13 protein-coding genes and 8 tRNA genes are annotated in these 15410 nt (G+C 58.7%); 7 read left to right on the forward strand and 14 right to left on the reverse strand.

Annotation, left to right across the window (positions count from 1 at the left end):
- From AC1XOS_RS10695 to AC1XOS_RS10715, 5 genes are all read left to right on the forward strand, one after another.
- The coding region (locus tag AC1XOS_RS10695) for an Hsp70 family protein (RefSeq protein ID WP_481962214.1) at positions 1–1085 on the forward strand (1085 nt) is incomplete at its 5' end.
- Between the two features lie 122 nt (positions 1086–1207).
- Positions 1208–1648 carry an Hsp20/alpha crystallin family protein gene (locus tag AC1XOS_RS10700; RefSeq protein ID WP_481962215.1) on the forward strand — a complete coding sequence of 147 codons (441 nt, stop codon included), beginning with the start codon at positions 1208–1210 and terminating at the stop codon, positions 1646–1648.
- 81 nt (positions 1649–1729) lie between these two features.
- Positions 1730–2722: a DnaJ C-terminal domain-containing protein gene (locus AC1XOS_RS10705; protein WP_481962216.1), complete on the forward strand. Its 993-nt coding sequence runs from the start codon at positions 1730–1732 to the stop codon at positions 2720–2722.
- Complete coding sequence (locus AC1XOS_RS10710) at positions 2719–3060, forward strand: chaperone modulator CbpM (protein ID WP_481962217.1); 342 nt, start codon at positions 2719–2721, stop codon at positions 3058–3060. The genes AC1XOS_RS10705 and AC1XOS_RS10710 overlap by 4 nt, the downstream gene beginning before the upstream one ends.
- Before the next feature lie 229 nt (positions 3061–3289).
- A complete protein-coding gene (locus AC1XOS_RS10715; protein ID WP_481962218.1) occupies positions 3290–5686 on the forward strand; it encodes an ATP-dependent Clp protease ATP-binding subunit in 2397 nt (798 codons plus the stop codon).
- A 5-nt stretch (positions 5687–5691) separates the two neighbouring features.
- Here the strand turns inward: AC1XOS_RS10715 and AC1XOS_RS10720 are convergent, their stop codons facing one another.
- Both AC1XOS_RS10720 and AC1XOS_RS10725 read right to left on the reverse strand, forming a co-directional pair.
- Positions 5692–6675 carry an aldo/keto reductase gene (locus AC1XOS_RS10720; protein WP_481962219.1) on the reverse strand — a complete coding sequence of 328 codons (984 nt, stop codon included), beginning with the start codon at positions 6673–6675 and terminating at the stop codon, positions 5692–5694.
- Between the two features lie 2 nt (positions 6676–6677).
- A complete protein-coding gene (locus tag AC1XOS_RS10725; protein WP_481962220.1) occupies positions 6678–7079 on the reverse strand; it encodes a (R)-mandelonitrile lyase in 402 nt (133 codons plus the stop codon).
- A 174-nt stretch (positions 7080–7253) separates the two neighbouring features.
- Between AC1XOS_RS10725 and AC1XOS_RS10730 the strand changes: the two genes are divergently transcribed.
- Complete coding sequence (locus AC1XOS_RS10730; protein ID WP_481962221.1) at positions 7254–8156, forward strand: AraC family transcriptional regulator; 903 nt, start codon at positions 7254–7256, stop codon at positions 8154–8156.
- Between the two features lie 16 nt (positions 8157–8172).
- Here AC1XOS_RS10730 and AC1XOS_RS10735 read toward each other — a convergent pair whose 3' ends face one another.
- The 12 genes from AC1XOS_RS10735 to AC1XOS_RS10790 form a co-directional block, all read right to left on the reverse strand.
- The gene (locus AC1XOS_RS10735) at positions 8173–10692 is read right to left on the reverse strand and encodes a putative bifunctional diguanylate cyclase/phosphodiesterase (protein ID WP_481962222.1); all 2520 of its coding nucleotides are present in this window, start codon (positions 10690–10692) and stop codon (positions 8173–8175) included.
- A 90-nt stretch (positions 10693–10782) separates the two neighbouring features.
- Positions 10783–10855, reverse strand: a tRNA-His gene (locus AC1XOS_RS10740).
- Positions 10856–10860: 5 nt separating this feature from the next.
- Positions 10861–10946, reverse strand: a tRNA-Cys gene (locus AC1XOS_RS10745).
- A 16-nt stretch (positions 10947–10962) separates the two neighbouring features.
- Positions 10963–11036: transfer RNA gene (locus AC1XOS_RS10750), tRNA-Gln, on the reverse strand.
- 146 nt (positions 11037–11182) lie between these two features.
- Positions 11183–11256 (reverse strand) — tRNA-Leu (locus tag AC1XOS_RS10755).
- 22 nt (positions 11257–11278) lie between these two features.
- A tRNA-Gln gene (locus tag AC1XOS_RS10760) sits at positions 11279–11351 on the reverse strand.
- A 92-nt stretch (positions 11352–11443) separates the two neighbouring features.
- Positions 11444–11517: transfer RNA gene (locus tag AC1XOS_RS10765), tRNA-Arg, on the reverse strand.
- 74 nt (positions 11518–11591) lie between these two features.
- Positions 11592–11664, reverse strand: a tRNA-Asn gene (locus AC1XOS_RS10770).
- Between the two features lie 5 nt (positions 11665–11669).
- A tRNA-Asp gene (locus AC1XOS_RS10775) sits at positions 11670–11741 on the reverse strand.
- Positions 11742–12073: 332 nt separating this feature from the next.
- The gene (locus AC1XOS_RS10780; RefSeq protein WP_481962223.1) at positions 12074–12703 is read right to left on the reverse strand and encodes a hypothetical protein; all 630 of its coding nucleotides are present in this window, start codon (positions 12701–12703) and stop codon (positions 12074–12076) included.
- Positions 12700–13383: an HAAS signaling domain-containing protein gene (locus tag AC1XOS_RS10785; RefSeq protein ID WP_481962224.1), complete on the reverse strand. Its 684-nt coding sequence runs from the start codon at positions 13381–13383 to the stop codon at positions 12700–12702. Before AC1XOS_RS10785 ends, AC1XOS_RS10780 begins: the two co-directional genes overlap by 4 nt.
- Entirely contained in the window at positions 13367–13831 is a 465-nt protein-coding gene (locus AC1XOS_RS10790; RefSeq protein ID WP_481962225.1) for a PadR family transcriptional regulator, read from the reverse strand. The genes AC1XOS_RS10785 and AC1XOS_RS10790 overlap by 17 nt, the downstream gene beginning before the upstream one ends.
- 36 nt (positions 13832–13867) lie before the next feature.
- Between AC1XOS_RS10790 and AC1XOS_RS10795 the strand changes: the two genes are divergently transcribed.
- Positions 13868–15100, forward strand: coding sequence for a Gfo/Idh/MocA family protein (locus AC1XOS_RS10795; RefSeq protein WP_481962226.1), 1233 nt, complete (start codon positions 13868–13870; stop codon positions 15098–15100).
- The last annotated feature ends 310 nt before the right edge of the window (positions 15101–15410 follow it).

Below are 15410 nucleotides of genomic sequence, written 5' to 3' on the forward strand. Positions count from 1 at the left end.
ATATCAACCTGCCCTTTATCACGGCAGATGCCGAAGGTCCCAAGCACCTTGATCTCACGCTCACCCGTGCGAAGTTCGATGATCTGACTAAAGACCTCGTGGACCGCACGACCAAGAGTGTTCAGCAGGCGCTCACCGATGCGAAGCTCAAGATTGAAGAGATTGACGAAGTGATCATGGTGGGTGGCTCGACCCGTATCCCCGCGATCCAAGACCTGGTGCGCTCGCTCACCAATAAAGAGCCCAATAGATCGGTGAACCCGGATGAGGTCGTGGCGGTGGGTGCTGCGATCCAGGCGGGTGTCCTGGGCGGCGAGGTCAAAGACGTTGTCCTGCTCGATGTCACCCCGCTCTCGCTGGGAATCGAGACCCTAGGCGGCGTGATGACCAAGCTGATCGAGCGCAACACGACGATCCCCACCCGCAAGTCGGAGATCTTCTCGACGGCAGCCGATGGCCAGACCGATGTTCACGTGAAGGTGTATCAGGGCGAGCGCGAGATCGCGGCGCACAACAAGAACCTGGGCGACTTCCAGCTCTCAGGCCTACCACCCGCACCGCGTGGCGTGCCCAAGATCGAGGTCACCTTCGATATTGACGCCAACGGTATTCTCAATGTCTCCGCCAAGGACCAAGGCACGGGCCGCGAGCAGCGCATCACCGTGAGTGGCTCGTCGAACCTGAACAAGGACGAAGTGGATCGCATGGTCAAAGAGGCTGCCGCCAACGCCGAGTCCGACAAGAAGGCCAAGGAAGCTGCCGAGCGCCGCAACAAGGCCGATCAGCTTATCTACGCCACCGAGCGCACCCTCGCCGATCTGGGCGACAAGGCGACTCCGAGCGAGAAAGAGGACCTGGAAGCCAAGATCGCTGCCGTCCGCCAGGCATCCGAAGAGGATAATGAGGATCGGTTCAATGCCGCCCTCAACGATCTCCAGACCGCCAGCTACGGCATGAGCGAGCGTCTCTACCAGCAGGCCGCCGCCAGCGCCGAGCCCGGCGAGGAAGTCCACGTCGATCCCGACAAGACCCAGATGGGTGGCGACGATGTGATTGACGCGGAGTTTAAAGAGAGCGAGAAGTAGCTCCCCCGTTAGAGTCCCGCCGTTCTCATCGGCGGGACAAGTGAAGAGAATCGGAGAGACACACAAAAACACACCGTTTGGTTTTAGATCACAGTTTGGTTTGAGTTAAGGAGAAAAATAAAATGAGTATCGTTCGTTATGACAACCCTGTTCGCGCGTTTGACAAGCTGTTTTACTTTGACCCCCTAACCGAGTTCGCACGCGCCTTCGGACAGCCTGTCTCCCACAATACGGCCCCAGCAGCTTGGACTCCTGCCGTGGATGTGGCGGAGACCGAGGAGGCGATTGTCCTCCATGTGGAGCTGCCTGGCATGAAGCAGGAAGAGATTGATATCGAGCTGACCGGCGACACACTCACCCTGCGTGGTGAGCGCAAGGCAACCACCGAGGGCTTTGCGCGGATTGAGCGGCGCTCGGGGAAGTTCGCCCGTAGCTTCACACTGGCCACGCCGGTTCAGAACGAAAAAGTGAGTGCAGCCTACCGTGACGGCGTTTTAGAGATCACCCTCCCTAAATCTGAGGAGACCAAACCGCGCAAGATCGCGGTAACCGCTGAGGCATAAGTAAGCCGCGCCCCCCGTGCCGTGCGCGGGGGGCAAAAAAATACCTCGCACTTGACAGTAGTGCACTAAGGTGGATTGAGTATGGGACCGAGCTATAAAGACTACTATGCCACACTAGGTGTCAGCAAAACCGCGACGGAGAAAGAGATCAAGGCCGCCTACCGTAAGCTCGCCCGCAAGCACCACCCCGATGTGAACCCTAATAACAAAGGCGCCGAGGACAAGTTCAAGGAGATCAGCGAAGCCCATGAAGTTCTGGGGGACGCGGAGAAGCGCAAAAAATACGATCAGTACGGCGACCAATGGAAGGCCTACTCTCAAGGCGGCTTCCCCACAGGGGGCCCTAGCGGTGGCGCGGGCGGCTTCCCCGGCGGGCAACGCATGGACTTCGGAGGTGGCTTCCCCGGTGATCTCTCCGATCTCTTCGGGACACTTTTCGCCGAGCAGTTCCGTCAAGGGGGCACACCTGGTGGGCAACAACGAGGGCGAACCACCGTCAACTTTGGCGGCGATCCTTTTGGAGCCCCGCCGCCTGCCAGCCGTGATCTGGAGTCCGAGCTGCGCCTGACACTCGAAGAAATCTATAATGGCGGCACCAAGGGCATCTCGATTCAAGTGCCCACGGGACGCTACGACTTAGATCGGGGCGGGCGAAGCACAGAGCTACGGCGGGTGGATGTTAAAATTCCCGCCGGAGTCGGGGAGGGGCAGAAGATCCGTCTTGCAGGCCAAGGGGTCAATGGCGGCGATGTGATTCTTACCATCCGGCTTCTGGCAAATAGCACTTTTGAGCGCAAGGGCGATGATTTAATTGTTGATGTTCCGGTTCCCTACACCACGGCGGCCCTTGGGGGAGAGATGACGGTTCCGACGATCACGGGCAAGACACTCACCGTCAAGCTTCCCGCAGGAACTCAGAGTGGGCAGCAGCTCCGCCTCACGGGCAAGGGCATGCCCAAGCTAAAAGAAACCGGGCACGGCGATCTCTACGCACGCGTTAGGATCACGGTTCCCAAAGTACTCTCCGAGCGTGAGAGGACGCTTCTCACGGAGCTTGCAGGAGCCGTCTCATGAGGCGCACCGACGAGCCGCTCTACACGATCTCCATCGCGGCGCGTCTGGTACGAATCGAGAAACCCGAAGAGCCCGCCATTCACCCTCAGACCCTGCGGATGTACGAGCGCCTCGGGCTAGTAACTCCCACCCGTGTGGGGAAGAACCGGCTGTACTCCGAAAAAGACATTGAGCGCGTCCGCCAGATCCAGCGCCTGACCCAAGAAATGGGAGTTAACTTAGCTGGGGTCGAGGTCATCCTCGGGCTTTTAGAGCAGATGGAAGAGCTACAAGCAGAAGTCGAGCGGCTACAGAGTATCACCTCTCCCACCCCAGCTTCGGCGACGAAGCCGCATTGAGATGAAGCAGAGCAATACATGGATACAGTCCTTGAAAAAATCCGCCAAATAGCAGAAGAACGTATCGCCAAGATCGAGCAAAATAGAGAAGAGTAACCCACCACAACCCTCCCCTAACTCTCCTCCCTTGCCTTTAGGTGAGAGAGGGGTGGCTGAGGCCGCGAAGCGGCATGTCAATGCGGCTTCGCCGCCGAAGCCGGGGTGGGAGAGGTGATCGGGAGGCACAAAGATGTTAGAGAACTACACAGAGCGGGCAAAAGACGTCATCTCAGCGAGCCAGGATATCCTGCGCCGCTACAAACAAAACCAGCTCGATACAGAGCATATTCTTCTGGCGCTTTTAGAGCAAGAAGATGGACTTGTCGGGCAGATTCTGGCCCGAATTGGGGCGGATGAGCGCAGTATTATTCGGCGTTTGGAAGAAGAGCTGGCACGGATTCCTAAGGCGTATGTGGCGGAAAAAAGTGCCGCCGACCAGATCTTTATCACGCCCCGTGCCAAGCGCACGCTGGACTATGCAGAGAGCGAGTCCAGCCGCCTGAAAGATAAGTTTGTCGGGGTAGAGCACTTGCTACTTGGGGCGCTCAAAACCGACGACTCCCCTGCCGCTCGTATTTTAGTGGCCTCACATGTCGACGAGGAGCGTATCTACCGCGCCCTCCAGCAGATCCGGGGCAACCAGCGCGCCGACAATGAGCCCACGGACAGCAAGTACCCGATGCTCCAGAAGTTCTCGCGGGATCTGACAGCGCTGGCTCGCGAGGGCAAGCTGGATCCCGTGATCGGGCGCGACGATGAAGTGCGGCGGGTGATTCAGATTCTCTCGCGGCGCACGAAAAACAACCCCGTCTTAATTGGTGACCCTGGTGTCGGCAAGACCGCCATTGTGGAAGGGCTCGCCCAGATGATCGTCGCGGGGTCGGTGCCCGAGAACCTGCGGGGCCGCCAGCTTCTCTCCATTGACCTGGGCGCGATGGTGGCGGGCAGCAAGTTTCGTGGCGAGTTCGAGGAGCGACTTAAAGGCGTGATGGACGAGCTCCAGAAGGCCGCCGGGCAGTTTGTGGTCTTTATTGACGAGCTACACACGGTTGTCGGAGCCGGAGCCGCCGAGGGCGCGATGGATGCCAGTAATCTTCTCAAGCCCGCGCTAGCCCGAGGTGAGCTGCAGTGCATTGGAGCCACCACGCTGGATGAGTACCGAAAAAACATCGAAAAAGACGCCGCGCTAGAGCGACGCTTCCAGACGGTGTTTGTGGGGGAGCCCACGATCGAGGACACGATTGGGATTCTTAAAGGCCTCCGGGAGCGCTACGAGAAGCACCACAAGGTCAAGATCACCGATAAAGCGATCGAGGCGGCGGCCCAGCTCTCGGCGCGCTACGTGACGGAGCGCTTTCTGCCCGATAAGGCCATTGACCTCATTGACGAAGCCGGAGCCGCCGTGCGCATGAACCTCTCCGAGATGCCTGAGGAGCTGCGTGAGCAAGAGGCAGACTTAGAGCGCCTGGTGGAAGAGGGCCTTGCCGCCGCCGAGGCCCGCGACTATGCCCGCGCTGCGGAGCTTCAAAAAGAAGAGAAGCTGCTGCGTGAGGAGCATATCAAAGCCCGCGTGGAGTGGGAGCAGACCACGGGCCACGATGCGGTTGTGGATGAGAACGATATCGCCCAGATCGTCGCACGAATCACGGGTGTGCCGATGAGCCGTATGTTCGAGGGGGAGGCCAGCAAGCTCCTCCAGCTCGAAGCCACGCTCCACGACCGGGTGATCGGGCAAGATCGCGCCATTGCCGCCGTGAGCGAGGCCATTCGCCGCAGCCGCGCGGGCCTCGCCGACCCGCGCCGCCCGATTGGCTCGTTTCTCTTTCTCGGCCCGACGGGTGTGGGAAAGACCGAGCTGGCCAAAGCGCTCGCGGAGTTTCTCTTCGACGATGAAGCCGCCTTGGTGCGCATTGACATGTCCGAGTACATGGAGAAGCACGCCGTTGCGCGGCTGATTGGTGCGCCGCCCGGCTACGTGGGCTACGAAGAGGGTGGTCAGCTCACCGAGGCCGTGCGCCGCCGTCCCTATCGCGTGATCTTGCTTGACGAGATCGAGAAAGCGCATCCGGAGGTCTTCAACGTACTCCTCCAGCTCCTCGATGATGGTCGCCTCACGGATGGCCAGGGGCGCGTGGTGAACTTCAAAAACACGGTCGTGCTGATGACATCAAACATCGGTGCCGTGCAGATTCAGGAAGCCTCGGCAGCAGGGCGCGACCCCGAGCCGGTGGCCCTCGCGGAAGTCCGCAACTATCTCCGGCCCGAGCTGCTCAACCGCATTGACGAGGTCATTGTCTTCCGGGCGCTGACCCGCCCTCAGCTCGCCCGTATTGTGGATTTGCTCCTGCAACGCACGGAAAAAGCCCTCGGGGATCGCCAGCTCAAGTTCAAGATCTCCGACGCCGCCAAAGCGCTCCTTGCGGAGCAAGGCTACGACCCACTCTATGGAGCCCGGCCCCTGCGCCGCGTCATCCAGCGCGTGCTCGAAAACCCGCTCAGCTCCGCCATTCTCCGGGGGGAGTTTGGCGAGGGCGACACGATCACGGCAGATGTGGATGGCAATGGTGGTCTAGCGCTGACAAAGTAGCCCTCTTACTGAGCGCCGACAACTCGGTGTGGGACGTAGGGCTCTTCGAGGTAGGCAACCTCTTCAGAGGTGAGCTTTATCTCAAGAGCCCCGACAGCGTCCTCAAGGTGGCTGAGCTTGGTCGCGCCGACAATCGGTGCGGCCACAGGCTCTTTCTGCAGGAGCCAGGCGAGCGCGATCTGGACGCGAGAAGCCCCACGCTTCTGCGCAAGCTCCGCCACCCGCCCCACAATCTGCTGGTCTGTCTCCGTGCTCGCGTCGTACTTCCACCGCTGGATCTGATCGGTTTCGGCGCGAAGGGTTCCTTCCGTGGGTTGGTCACGTGTCAGCCGCCCCGATGCGAGTGGGCTGTAGGGAATCACGCCGATCTTCTGGTCGCGGCAGAGCGGCAGCATCTCGCGCTCCTCCTCGCGGTAGATCAGGTTCAGGTGGTTCTGCATTGAGACAAAGCGTGTCCCGCCCTGCTTCTCCGCCACAAACTGCGCCTTCTGAAACTGCCACGCAAACATGGCAGACGCCCCGATATAGCGGACTTTCCCCGCCCGCACAATATCATGGAGCGCCTCCATTGTCTCCTCAATCGGGGTCTGGTAGTCCCAGCGGTGGATCTGGTAGAGATCGACATAGTCCGTGCCAAGGCGCGTCAAGCTCTTGTCGATCTCGCTGAGGATCGCCTTGCGGGAGAGCCCACCGCCGTTGGGTCCCTCCGCCATCTTGCCCCAGACCTTGGTCGCCAAGACAATCTCATCGCGGTTGGCAAAGTCCTTCAGTGCACGGCCCGTGATCTCCTCGCTTGCCCCAATCGAGTAGATATTGGCGGTGTCGAAAAAGTTGATACCAAGCTCAAGAGCTTTTTGGATCACAGGACGGCTTTCGGCCTCACCCAGCACCCACTTATGTGTCCAGCGCTCCGCATCGCCAAAGCCCATGCACCCCAGGCAGATGCGCGACACATCCATTCCTGTGTTTCCTAGTTTTGTAAATTCCATCGTTAGCTTTCTTTCTTATACTGCTCGTCGGTGACGTGCTCTAGCCACTCCACGACCTTGCCGTCGAGCTTCTCTTGAATAGCGATATGGGTCATCGCTGTTGTCGCCGTGGCCCCGTGCCAGTGTTTCTCGCCCGGCGCGAACCAGACCACATCGCCCGGTCGTATCTCCTCAATGGGCCCACCCGCGCGCTGGGCCAGACCATAGCCTGCTGTCACGATCAGTGTCTGGCCCAGCGGATGGGTATGCCACGCCGTCCGAGCCCCCGGCTCAAACGTCACACTCGCACCGACCACGCGTGCCGGTTCGGGGGCCGTAAACAGTGGGTCAACCCGGACAACTCCGGTAAACCACTCGGCAGGCCCCTTGCCCGATGGCTGCGAGCCATTCCTCTTGATTTCCATTGGCGATAACTCCACGCTTTCTCAAATCTTCTATCGTTGTGACTCCATTCTATGGTGTCCAGAAGGCTTAGTGATAGAACATTCCTCGGAGATCCTTGGCTAATCCTACAGACTTGTTGGAAAAGACGGCGCGGCCGAGATTGGCGCGTTATGATGGCATAGAAAGCCAATTCTATGAAGACATACCAAGAAGGTTTACAGAACGAGCTTGTCGAGCGCATCGGGCGAGCAGTTCCGGATGTGGGGCGTTTTGAGGTGATCAAGGGCCTACATCTCAACCGGGCACAGGAGATGACCGGCCCCGTTCACAGCGTGACATACCCATCGTTTTGTGTGATCGCCCAAGGTGCTAAGGAGATTCACCTTGGGGAGGAGCGCTATCGCTACGATCCTTACCACTACTTACTGGCCACGGTTGAGCTCCCCGCTGTAAGCCAGCTCGTCGAGGCATCCCCAGAGCAGCCCTATCTGAGCTTACGTCTTGACCTTGACCCCGCTCTCGTTGCCTCGGTTATGCTCGAAGTGGGGCTCCCAGCACCACGTAGAGAGACAGCAAGTGTGCGTGCACTCGATGTTAGTCCCCTCGACACAAGCCTCTTAGATGCCACCGTTCGCCTCGTGCGACTTGCCGAAGCTCCTCCGACCGAAGTGCGCGTCTTGCTGCCACTCATCACCCGGGAAATTATCTTCCGGCTTCTCATCGGCGAGCAGAGCGCACGCCTGCGACATATCGCGGTGCTCGGGGGACAGACCGATCGGATCGCCCGTGCCATCCAGCGACTGCGTACGGATTTTGACAAGCCTCTTCGGATCGAGAGCCTCGCGCAGGAGCTAGGAATGAGTGCGTCGGGGTTTCATGAGCACTTCAAGGCCGTCACCGCCATGAGCCCGCTCCAGTTCCAGAAACAGCTCCGCCTTCAAGAGGCCCGTCGGCTACTGCTGGGGGAAGACATCGATGCAACCACCGCCGCCTACCGCGTAGGCTACGAGGACGCGTCGCACTTTAGCCGGGAGTACAAGCGCCTGTTCGGCAATCCCCCCATGCGCGATGTCGAGCTCCTACGTGCTTCAGGCTAACCATAAAAGTATCCGACTAAGCGGCTTGACGTCGTGTACGGATCAGCTCCAGGAGCTGGGTGATCTCACGGGGTTTCTGGGGGCGGGCGTAGAGAAATCCCTGGCCGTAGTCGCAGCTTAGAAACTCCAGGCAGTCTTCTTGGGACTTGGTCTCGATGCCCTCACAGACGATCGTCAGGTGAAGTGACTTGGCAAGATGCACCATCGCCGCCACAATGGCCTCGTCTTCGGTACTCTCTCCTAGGCGCTTCACAAAGGAGCGATCTATCTTGAGGGTATCAATAGGCATGTCTCGCAGGTGTGTCATGGAAGAGTAGCCCACGCCAAAGTCATCGAGGGCAAGCCGAACGCCTAGCTCTTTGAGCTTATGCAAGAGAGCAATCGTTTTCTTGGGATTCTCCACCATTAGAGTCTCAGTCACTTCTAGCCGAATCAGCCCAGGCGAGACACCAGTCTCTAAAAGTACCTGCTTCATCAGCCCCACAAAGCCCTCGTGCTGCAGCTGCCGTAGCGAGAGATTAACCCCTACCGGGAAGTTCCACGCTTTCGCTTGCTGGCACGCCGTGTGCAGGATCCACTTGCCCATCGGAACAATTAAGCCCGTCTCTTCAGCAAGTGCGATAAAGCGATCTGGAGAGGTCAGCCCGTGCCGAGGGTGGTTCCAGCGCACCAGAGCCTCCACCTCACAAAACGCGTTATCACAGAGCCGATAGATGGGCTGGAAGTAAAGACAAAGCTCATCGTCTCTTGAGAGTGCCTGCCGTAGCTCCGACTCCAGCTCCATGCGCGAGCGTGCCAGCTCGTTCATCTCCGGATCGAAGGCAATGTAGTGTGCCTTGCCCCGTTTCTTCGCACGGTACATCGCAATATCCGCATGTTTCACCAGATCGAGTGCGGAGACGTCTCCTTGTCGGCTAAAGGCGATTCCTAGGCTAAAGCTGCTGAAAAGCTCTTGCCCCTGGAGGATCAGCGGCTCCTCCAGTGCGCGGCAGAGCTGATCGGCAAGAGTCAGGGCAGTCTCATCAGAGTTGAGATCCTCGATCAGAACCAGAAACTCATCCCCTCCGAGACGCGCGATCGTATCTCCAGGCCGAGCATGGGCTAGGAGCCGCTGCACGATCGCCTTCAGCAAGAGATCCCCCACCTCATGGCCCCAGCTATCGTTGACGACTTTAAAGTTATCCAGATCCAGAAAGAGTAGTGCAACCGTTGTCTGATTTTTCTGGGCCCGATCTGTGGCCTGGGTGAGCTGCTGTAACAAATAGGCACGGTTGGGAAGCCCGGTGAGAGTATCATGAAATGCCTGATGACGCATCTGCCTTTCGGACTCACGCAGGGCCTCTTCGGCACGCGCCAGAGTGTCTCGCGTGGTGACGAGCGCCTCAATCGTCACCTGCGCCTGGCCCGAGAGCTGGTTCACACTGCGAGCCAGCCTCCCCAGCTCATCTTTACTCTTGACCTCAAGAGGGCGGCGGCGCTTTGTTGTCGCTTCGAGCGCAAAGTCATGCCTACCCTCCGCCAGCGCGACGATTCCTTTTTCGAGACGCGTGATATCGCCCGCCCGAAGTGCCTCCAGGCGAAGAGAGACCTTGCGGAGGGTTCGCCCAATATGCTGGGTCAGCAAGATACTAAAGCCCATCGCGGTGACCAGCACCAAGGCGACAACTGCCAGCGCCCCCCACTTACGTCGCTCAAACCCCTCAATACGCACCTCCAGCAGTCGCTCTAGCAGCTGCGAGGTCTCTTCCGAAAAACGAAAGCTCACCGCCAGGCTCTGTGCTCCCTGCTCAAAGAGCTGCGCCCGCAGAATGGGGTCGGGAGCTGCGAGATAAAGGCTGAGAGTGTCTAAGAAGGCTTCTTGCTGGCGAACCTTTCCCCCAAAGCGCTCCCTCGTCGCCTGGGTGAGATTTCCTGCAGGGTTATTTTCATAAGCCGTCTGGAGCGAGTGGCGCTGGCTGGCAAGGCTCTCCCGAAGCAACCCTAGCTGCATGCGGAGCTTTTCCCGCCAGACCACCGCGCCCGATGGCTCCTTTAGCTCCACAAGCATCTCCGAAAGCAATGCTTGCTCCTCAGGCAGGCGCAGGAGCATCAGATCCATGAGGTAGTAGGAGTCCAAGTCGGGATCGAGAATCAGGTTTGAGGTATCCCCCACACGCCGGTTCAGCTGACTAACGGCCTGGATCAGCTCAGGGTACAGGGAGGCGACTTCTATACTCTGCTGAGAGAGCCGCTGTGCCAGGTTCTGGAAAACCCGCCGCTCCGCCGTAATCGCCAGAGCGTCCTGGTGCTGCGGAAAAATGCTCTCCAGCCTCTGGAGTCGTTTATAGATTTCCTGCTGGAGCGCTAGGTCTTTTGGCTTCATGCGCCCTTGGTAGACTTGTTGTGAGAGCTGAGAGAGAGGTCGCAAAAACTGAGCGCCTACGACTTCCTTTTGGGCAAAGGCGATCGCGATATTTTTCTCCGCAAATAACATCGCAAGTAGGAGAATCGCAACGGAGGCGAGAGCGAAGACAACCGCGCCAAGCTTAACCCCCACTCCAAAGCGAATTATGTTTCCTGGTTGCGGCACGCAGCACTCCTCCTCCATACATCATTTTTGGTTTAAGAGTACTTAATCTTTACCAAGGGAGAGTGACGGGATTTGAACCCGCGATTACCTGAGCCACAGTCAGGCGCGTTGACCACTTCGCCACACCCTCCAAAAAGCCGGAGGCGGGATTCGAACCCGCGATGCGCACAAGGCGCAGCAGCTTTGCAGGCTGCCGTCTTGAACCACTCGACCACTCCGGCAAACTCATTTTCTCTACTTGCAGGCCCGGCCTCGAACCGGGAAGTCTCCTGCTTCAAAGGCAGGCATGTTGCCCATTACACCACCTGCAACCATCCCAGTCCGCCGGTTGAAACCGGCGTCTGCAGTGGCACTGCGTGCCGCAAAGCCTGTTCCAGGCTACCCTGCTCGTTCCCCAGCCCGGCACGGGCTTCGCGGCGGAACGCCACTGCAAACGCCTAATTTCATTGGGCGCAGATGCCCCCCATGGGATTCGAACCCACACGGACATGGTTCTAAGCCATGCGCCTCTACCAATTGGGCTAAAGGGGCCTGTAGGGGGATTTCCCCCAAGCTCGTGGACCTGGAGTCGAACCAGGACTTTTCTGTTCCAGAGACAGACGTGTTGCCGATTACACCATCCACGAATATTTCTACCAAACACCAAACGGAGAGCAGCGGACTCGAACCGCACGCAGAGTTTTCGCCCTGCGCCCACTCGTTAGCACCGAGGTTCACACGCCTTCCGCAGGACTCGAACCCGCAACCGTTGGCTTCGTAGGCCACTGCTCTATCCAATTGAGCTACAAAGGCATCTTGCCCAGAAATCAGTTTGGCTACGAAGGTAGCCGTAGCCCTCTTAAGCCGCCGGATTTATCCGACGGCAACTCTCCCGGAGGGACTCGAACCCCCGACATCCGGTTTAACAGACCGGCGCTCTACCAACTGAGCTACAAGAGATTAACAGCGCCTGACGGGAATCGAACCCGCCTCTTCAGAGCGACAGTCTGAGATGTTAACCGCTACACCACAGGCGCAAAACACACATAGCCCCGGCGGGACTTGAACCCAGCATTGATGGCTTGAAAGACCGCTGTCATCACCTTTAGACCACGGGGCCACAAAAGAAAAAGCCCCCGGCGCTTATTTGCGCCGGGGGCCGTTTCGTCTGGGCTTGAGAGACTTGAGCTAGCTAGCTCGTTCTCCCTCGCTGGTCAAAACCGACTCCTGCAGGGCGCAGAGGCGCGAATCTTCACGATGATTGCGCTGGCAATTGGAGCTGCGCTGGCAATCACAGGAGAGACTCAGATGCAGTTGTCGGTTCTGTAAGCTCATGGTGCCTTCTCTATAGCCAAGCCAAAGCGACTTGCTAAAGACTCTTGGGAAGTTTTTTTGCCCAAATTTTTAAGAAGAGAAAAAGAGTGATGAGTGTGGCAGCAGGCTGGAGAATCAATAGGGAAAGGTTAGACCGAAACAGCTGGCTAGGAATGTTTGAAGGCACTGCCTGGTGTTGAAGAACAAGAGTGACAAAATAAAACAGCGTCATCCCGAGTAGGGCAAAACCGATCTTGAATCCCAGCCAGTAGAGCACACCACGTAGAGCGGCGCGCGGATGCCATAGGGCGGCACAGAGCGTTGCGAGCGTCGCACTCAGCACGGAGATGACAACCAAGCCCGGGGAGATCCAAAGAGCCTTTTGGGGAATAACAAGGCGCAGAAAAGAGGTCAGAAGTGCCTCCACCGCAATGTAGACCAGCACCACCTGCCAGATGGGCGAGAGTCGGACGGGAACCTGTGGCAACAGGGCATACTCTTGTCCCACAGCTCGTACGGCCCGTCGCTGTGCCTCCGCTTCGCTGGCTCCTAGCTTTTGTTCCGTCGCAGTCAGCACTTCCAATCGGGCGGCAATCTGCTCGTGCCGCTGCTGACGCTCAGGCGCAGGTAGGTGGCTACACTCTTTGTCCACTGCCTGCAAAAATCGCTCGACGAAGTTGCTCATACGAGCCTCCGTCGCCAGCCGATTGAATGGCCCTCTTGGAGCGCTCCTGATGTGATAAAGCTAAAAAGGATGGCCCAAGGATAGTGGCTAGGCGCGGGTGCAAAGCTCCGTTTCGTCAGAATGCCGTACTCCAGCGCAAGGTAAAACTGAAGCCGATACTGAAGCTCACTCACAAGAGAAAACGTCAGCAGGGTCGCACTCACCAGCAACAGAGGAAGGAGCGTATTTCCCGGTGAGAGACGGCGCAGGAGTGCCCCGGAGACGAAAAAGGCGAGAACTTGATCTAGGAGAGTAAAAACAGCTTGGGTGTAAAAAACCTTACCGAAGAGAGAGAGATATGGGTGCGTTCCATCCAGTGTCAGGAATGTGGCTACCGTCTCCAGTAGCATTAGGCAGAAGAGCTGAGCGCCCCAGTAGATCGCGGCCACCCCAGATAGATGCAGCCAGCGCTTTCGTAGCGCCATGCGGTTTAACTGAGGAGCAATCGCGCTGACCTCACCAAACTGTGCAATTGCTTGTGCCTCTGCTTCCTCACGACTGCTCCCCCCCTCGTCAAAAGACAGAATCAAGCTCTCAAGATGCGCCCTTGTCTCATCGACTTGCTCCAAGCGCTCGTGGATGGGGAGGGCCTGAAGCTGCTCAGACAGCTCGTCTAAATACGTTTCAAGTGGGCTGTTCATTGATTTTCCCTCCGACAATCGCACCAAATGCGGCGGCATATTTTTGCCAGGCCGCGACACGCCGTGCACACTCCGCTTGCCCCGTTTCGGTGAGGCGGTAGACCTTGCGCGCCGGCCCCGAGACCGGGTGCTCCCACAGGCTCTCGATAAACTCTTCGCTCTCTAGCTGGCGCAGTGCCGGGTAGAGAGTGCCCTCTCGCGCGGTCAGCATCCCCTCGCTGCGGGCCTCTATAGACCGCGCAATGGCATATCCATGACGTGGGCCGTCGTTCAGCACCGCCAGAATCAGGGTCGGCAGGTCATTATCATCCCTAAGTATTTTTTCGACCGTAACAGTACACCACCCAACCCTATCTTCTCTGGAGATGACACAGCAACAAAAACAGCCTGGCTTCGTTCGTTCCTCACATCGCCGATGGTGCAGGTTGCGGGATGAGTTCAGGCTCACGGAGGATTAGCGGAGAGAAGCGTCGAAGGGGACGGTATGGAATTTAATCGTATTCAAGGGGCCAACAACCGGATCGTGCTGGGGTTGATTGGCTGTGGTGGTATGGGCGCGGCCAATATGCGCAATTTAATGGGCAAAGACGGCGTCGAGGTCGCGGCGCTCTGTGATGTGGACACGTCGCGGATGGGTGGCGATATCGCCGATGTCGAGAAGAAGTACGGGCGCAAGCCGGAAATCTTCCGGGACTACCGCAAGATGCTGGAGCGCAAGGACATTGACGCGATTATTGTCGGGACGCCGGACCACTGGCACGCGCTGAATCTGATTCACACGGTCGAGGCGGGCAAAGACGCCTACTGCGAGAAGCCGATCTCCCATAACCTGGTCGAGGCGCGGACGATGGCTAAGGCGGTGGCCTACCACAAGAAGATCGTGCAGGTCGGGACATGGCAGCGCAGTGGGAAAGAGTTCACCGACGCGATCTCTTTCGTGCGCAACAACAAGCTCGGCAGCAAGATCGTTCTGGTGCGGGCGTGGCGCACGGATGGCTCGACGGTGGGCAACGACAAGCCCTCCGCGCCTCCCGCTTCTCTGGACTACAACATGTGGATCGGCCCGGCGGCGATGGTGCCCTACGCGCCCAACCATGTCCACGGCAACTGGCGCTGGTTCCTCAACACCGGCACGGGCATGACCGGCGACTGGGGTGTCCACATGCTCGACATCGCGCTGCTCGGGATGAGCGCCACCAACCAAGACCTGGTGATGCCCCACTCCGTGAGTGCGTACGGCGGCAAGCTGGCCTACCCGAATGATGGACGCACGGCTCCCGATACGGTCGAGGCGATCTTCCACTTCAAGAGTCCGGACTTCATCATGACCTGGTCCACGGGTCGCGACTACCCCGACAAGCCCGACTGTGGGGTCGAGTTTGTGGCTGCCGATGGCAAGTTCGTGCGGGTGTGGCGCGGCGGCTGGAGTGTCCATGCAGCAAACGGTGACCTGATCCCCAAAGAGAGTGCTCCCGGTGTCAACGACCACTGGCAGAACTGGCTCGATGGCGTCCGCACCCGCACCCAGACCCGCTCCAGCCTCGCGTCCATGGCCCAGACCACCGCGGTCTGCCATCTGGCCAATATCGCCTATCTCTGCGGCGAGACCGTCCACTTCGACAAAACCAAGATGGATCTGGTCGGCAAGGCAGGCCGCGATACCACATCGTACTGGCGCGAGTACCGCAAGCCCTGGAAGCTACCTACCTACAAGTAAGCCCCCCTCCCCCTGCCCCCGGGTACCCTCTGGGTGCCAATCCTGGGAGGAGGGGGAAATCAGAGACAATGCTTGCAGTCTTCGGTGCCTTGTCCCTTGTCCTACTGACGGGGCTAAGTAGTCTCGGGGCGGTTTCTACGGACGGTGGGCGACGACAAATAATCCCTTTGGAACCGGCCCTGTGGTTGCCCGCACGATGAGCTCCACGGGTAAGATCTGGCGGCACTGCGCGGCGGGTGCTCCTTGGATCAGGCGGTTCACAAACGTGGCGGCGAGCTCTCCCACCTGAAGTCCTGGCTGGCGCACGGTG

The organism is Armatimonas sp. (genome assembly GCF_964826245.1).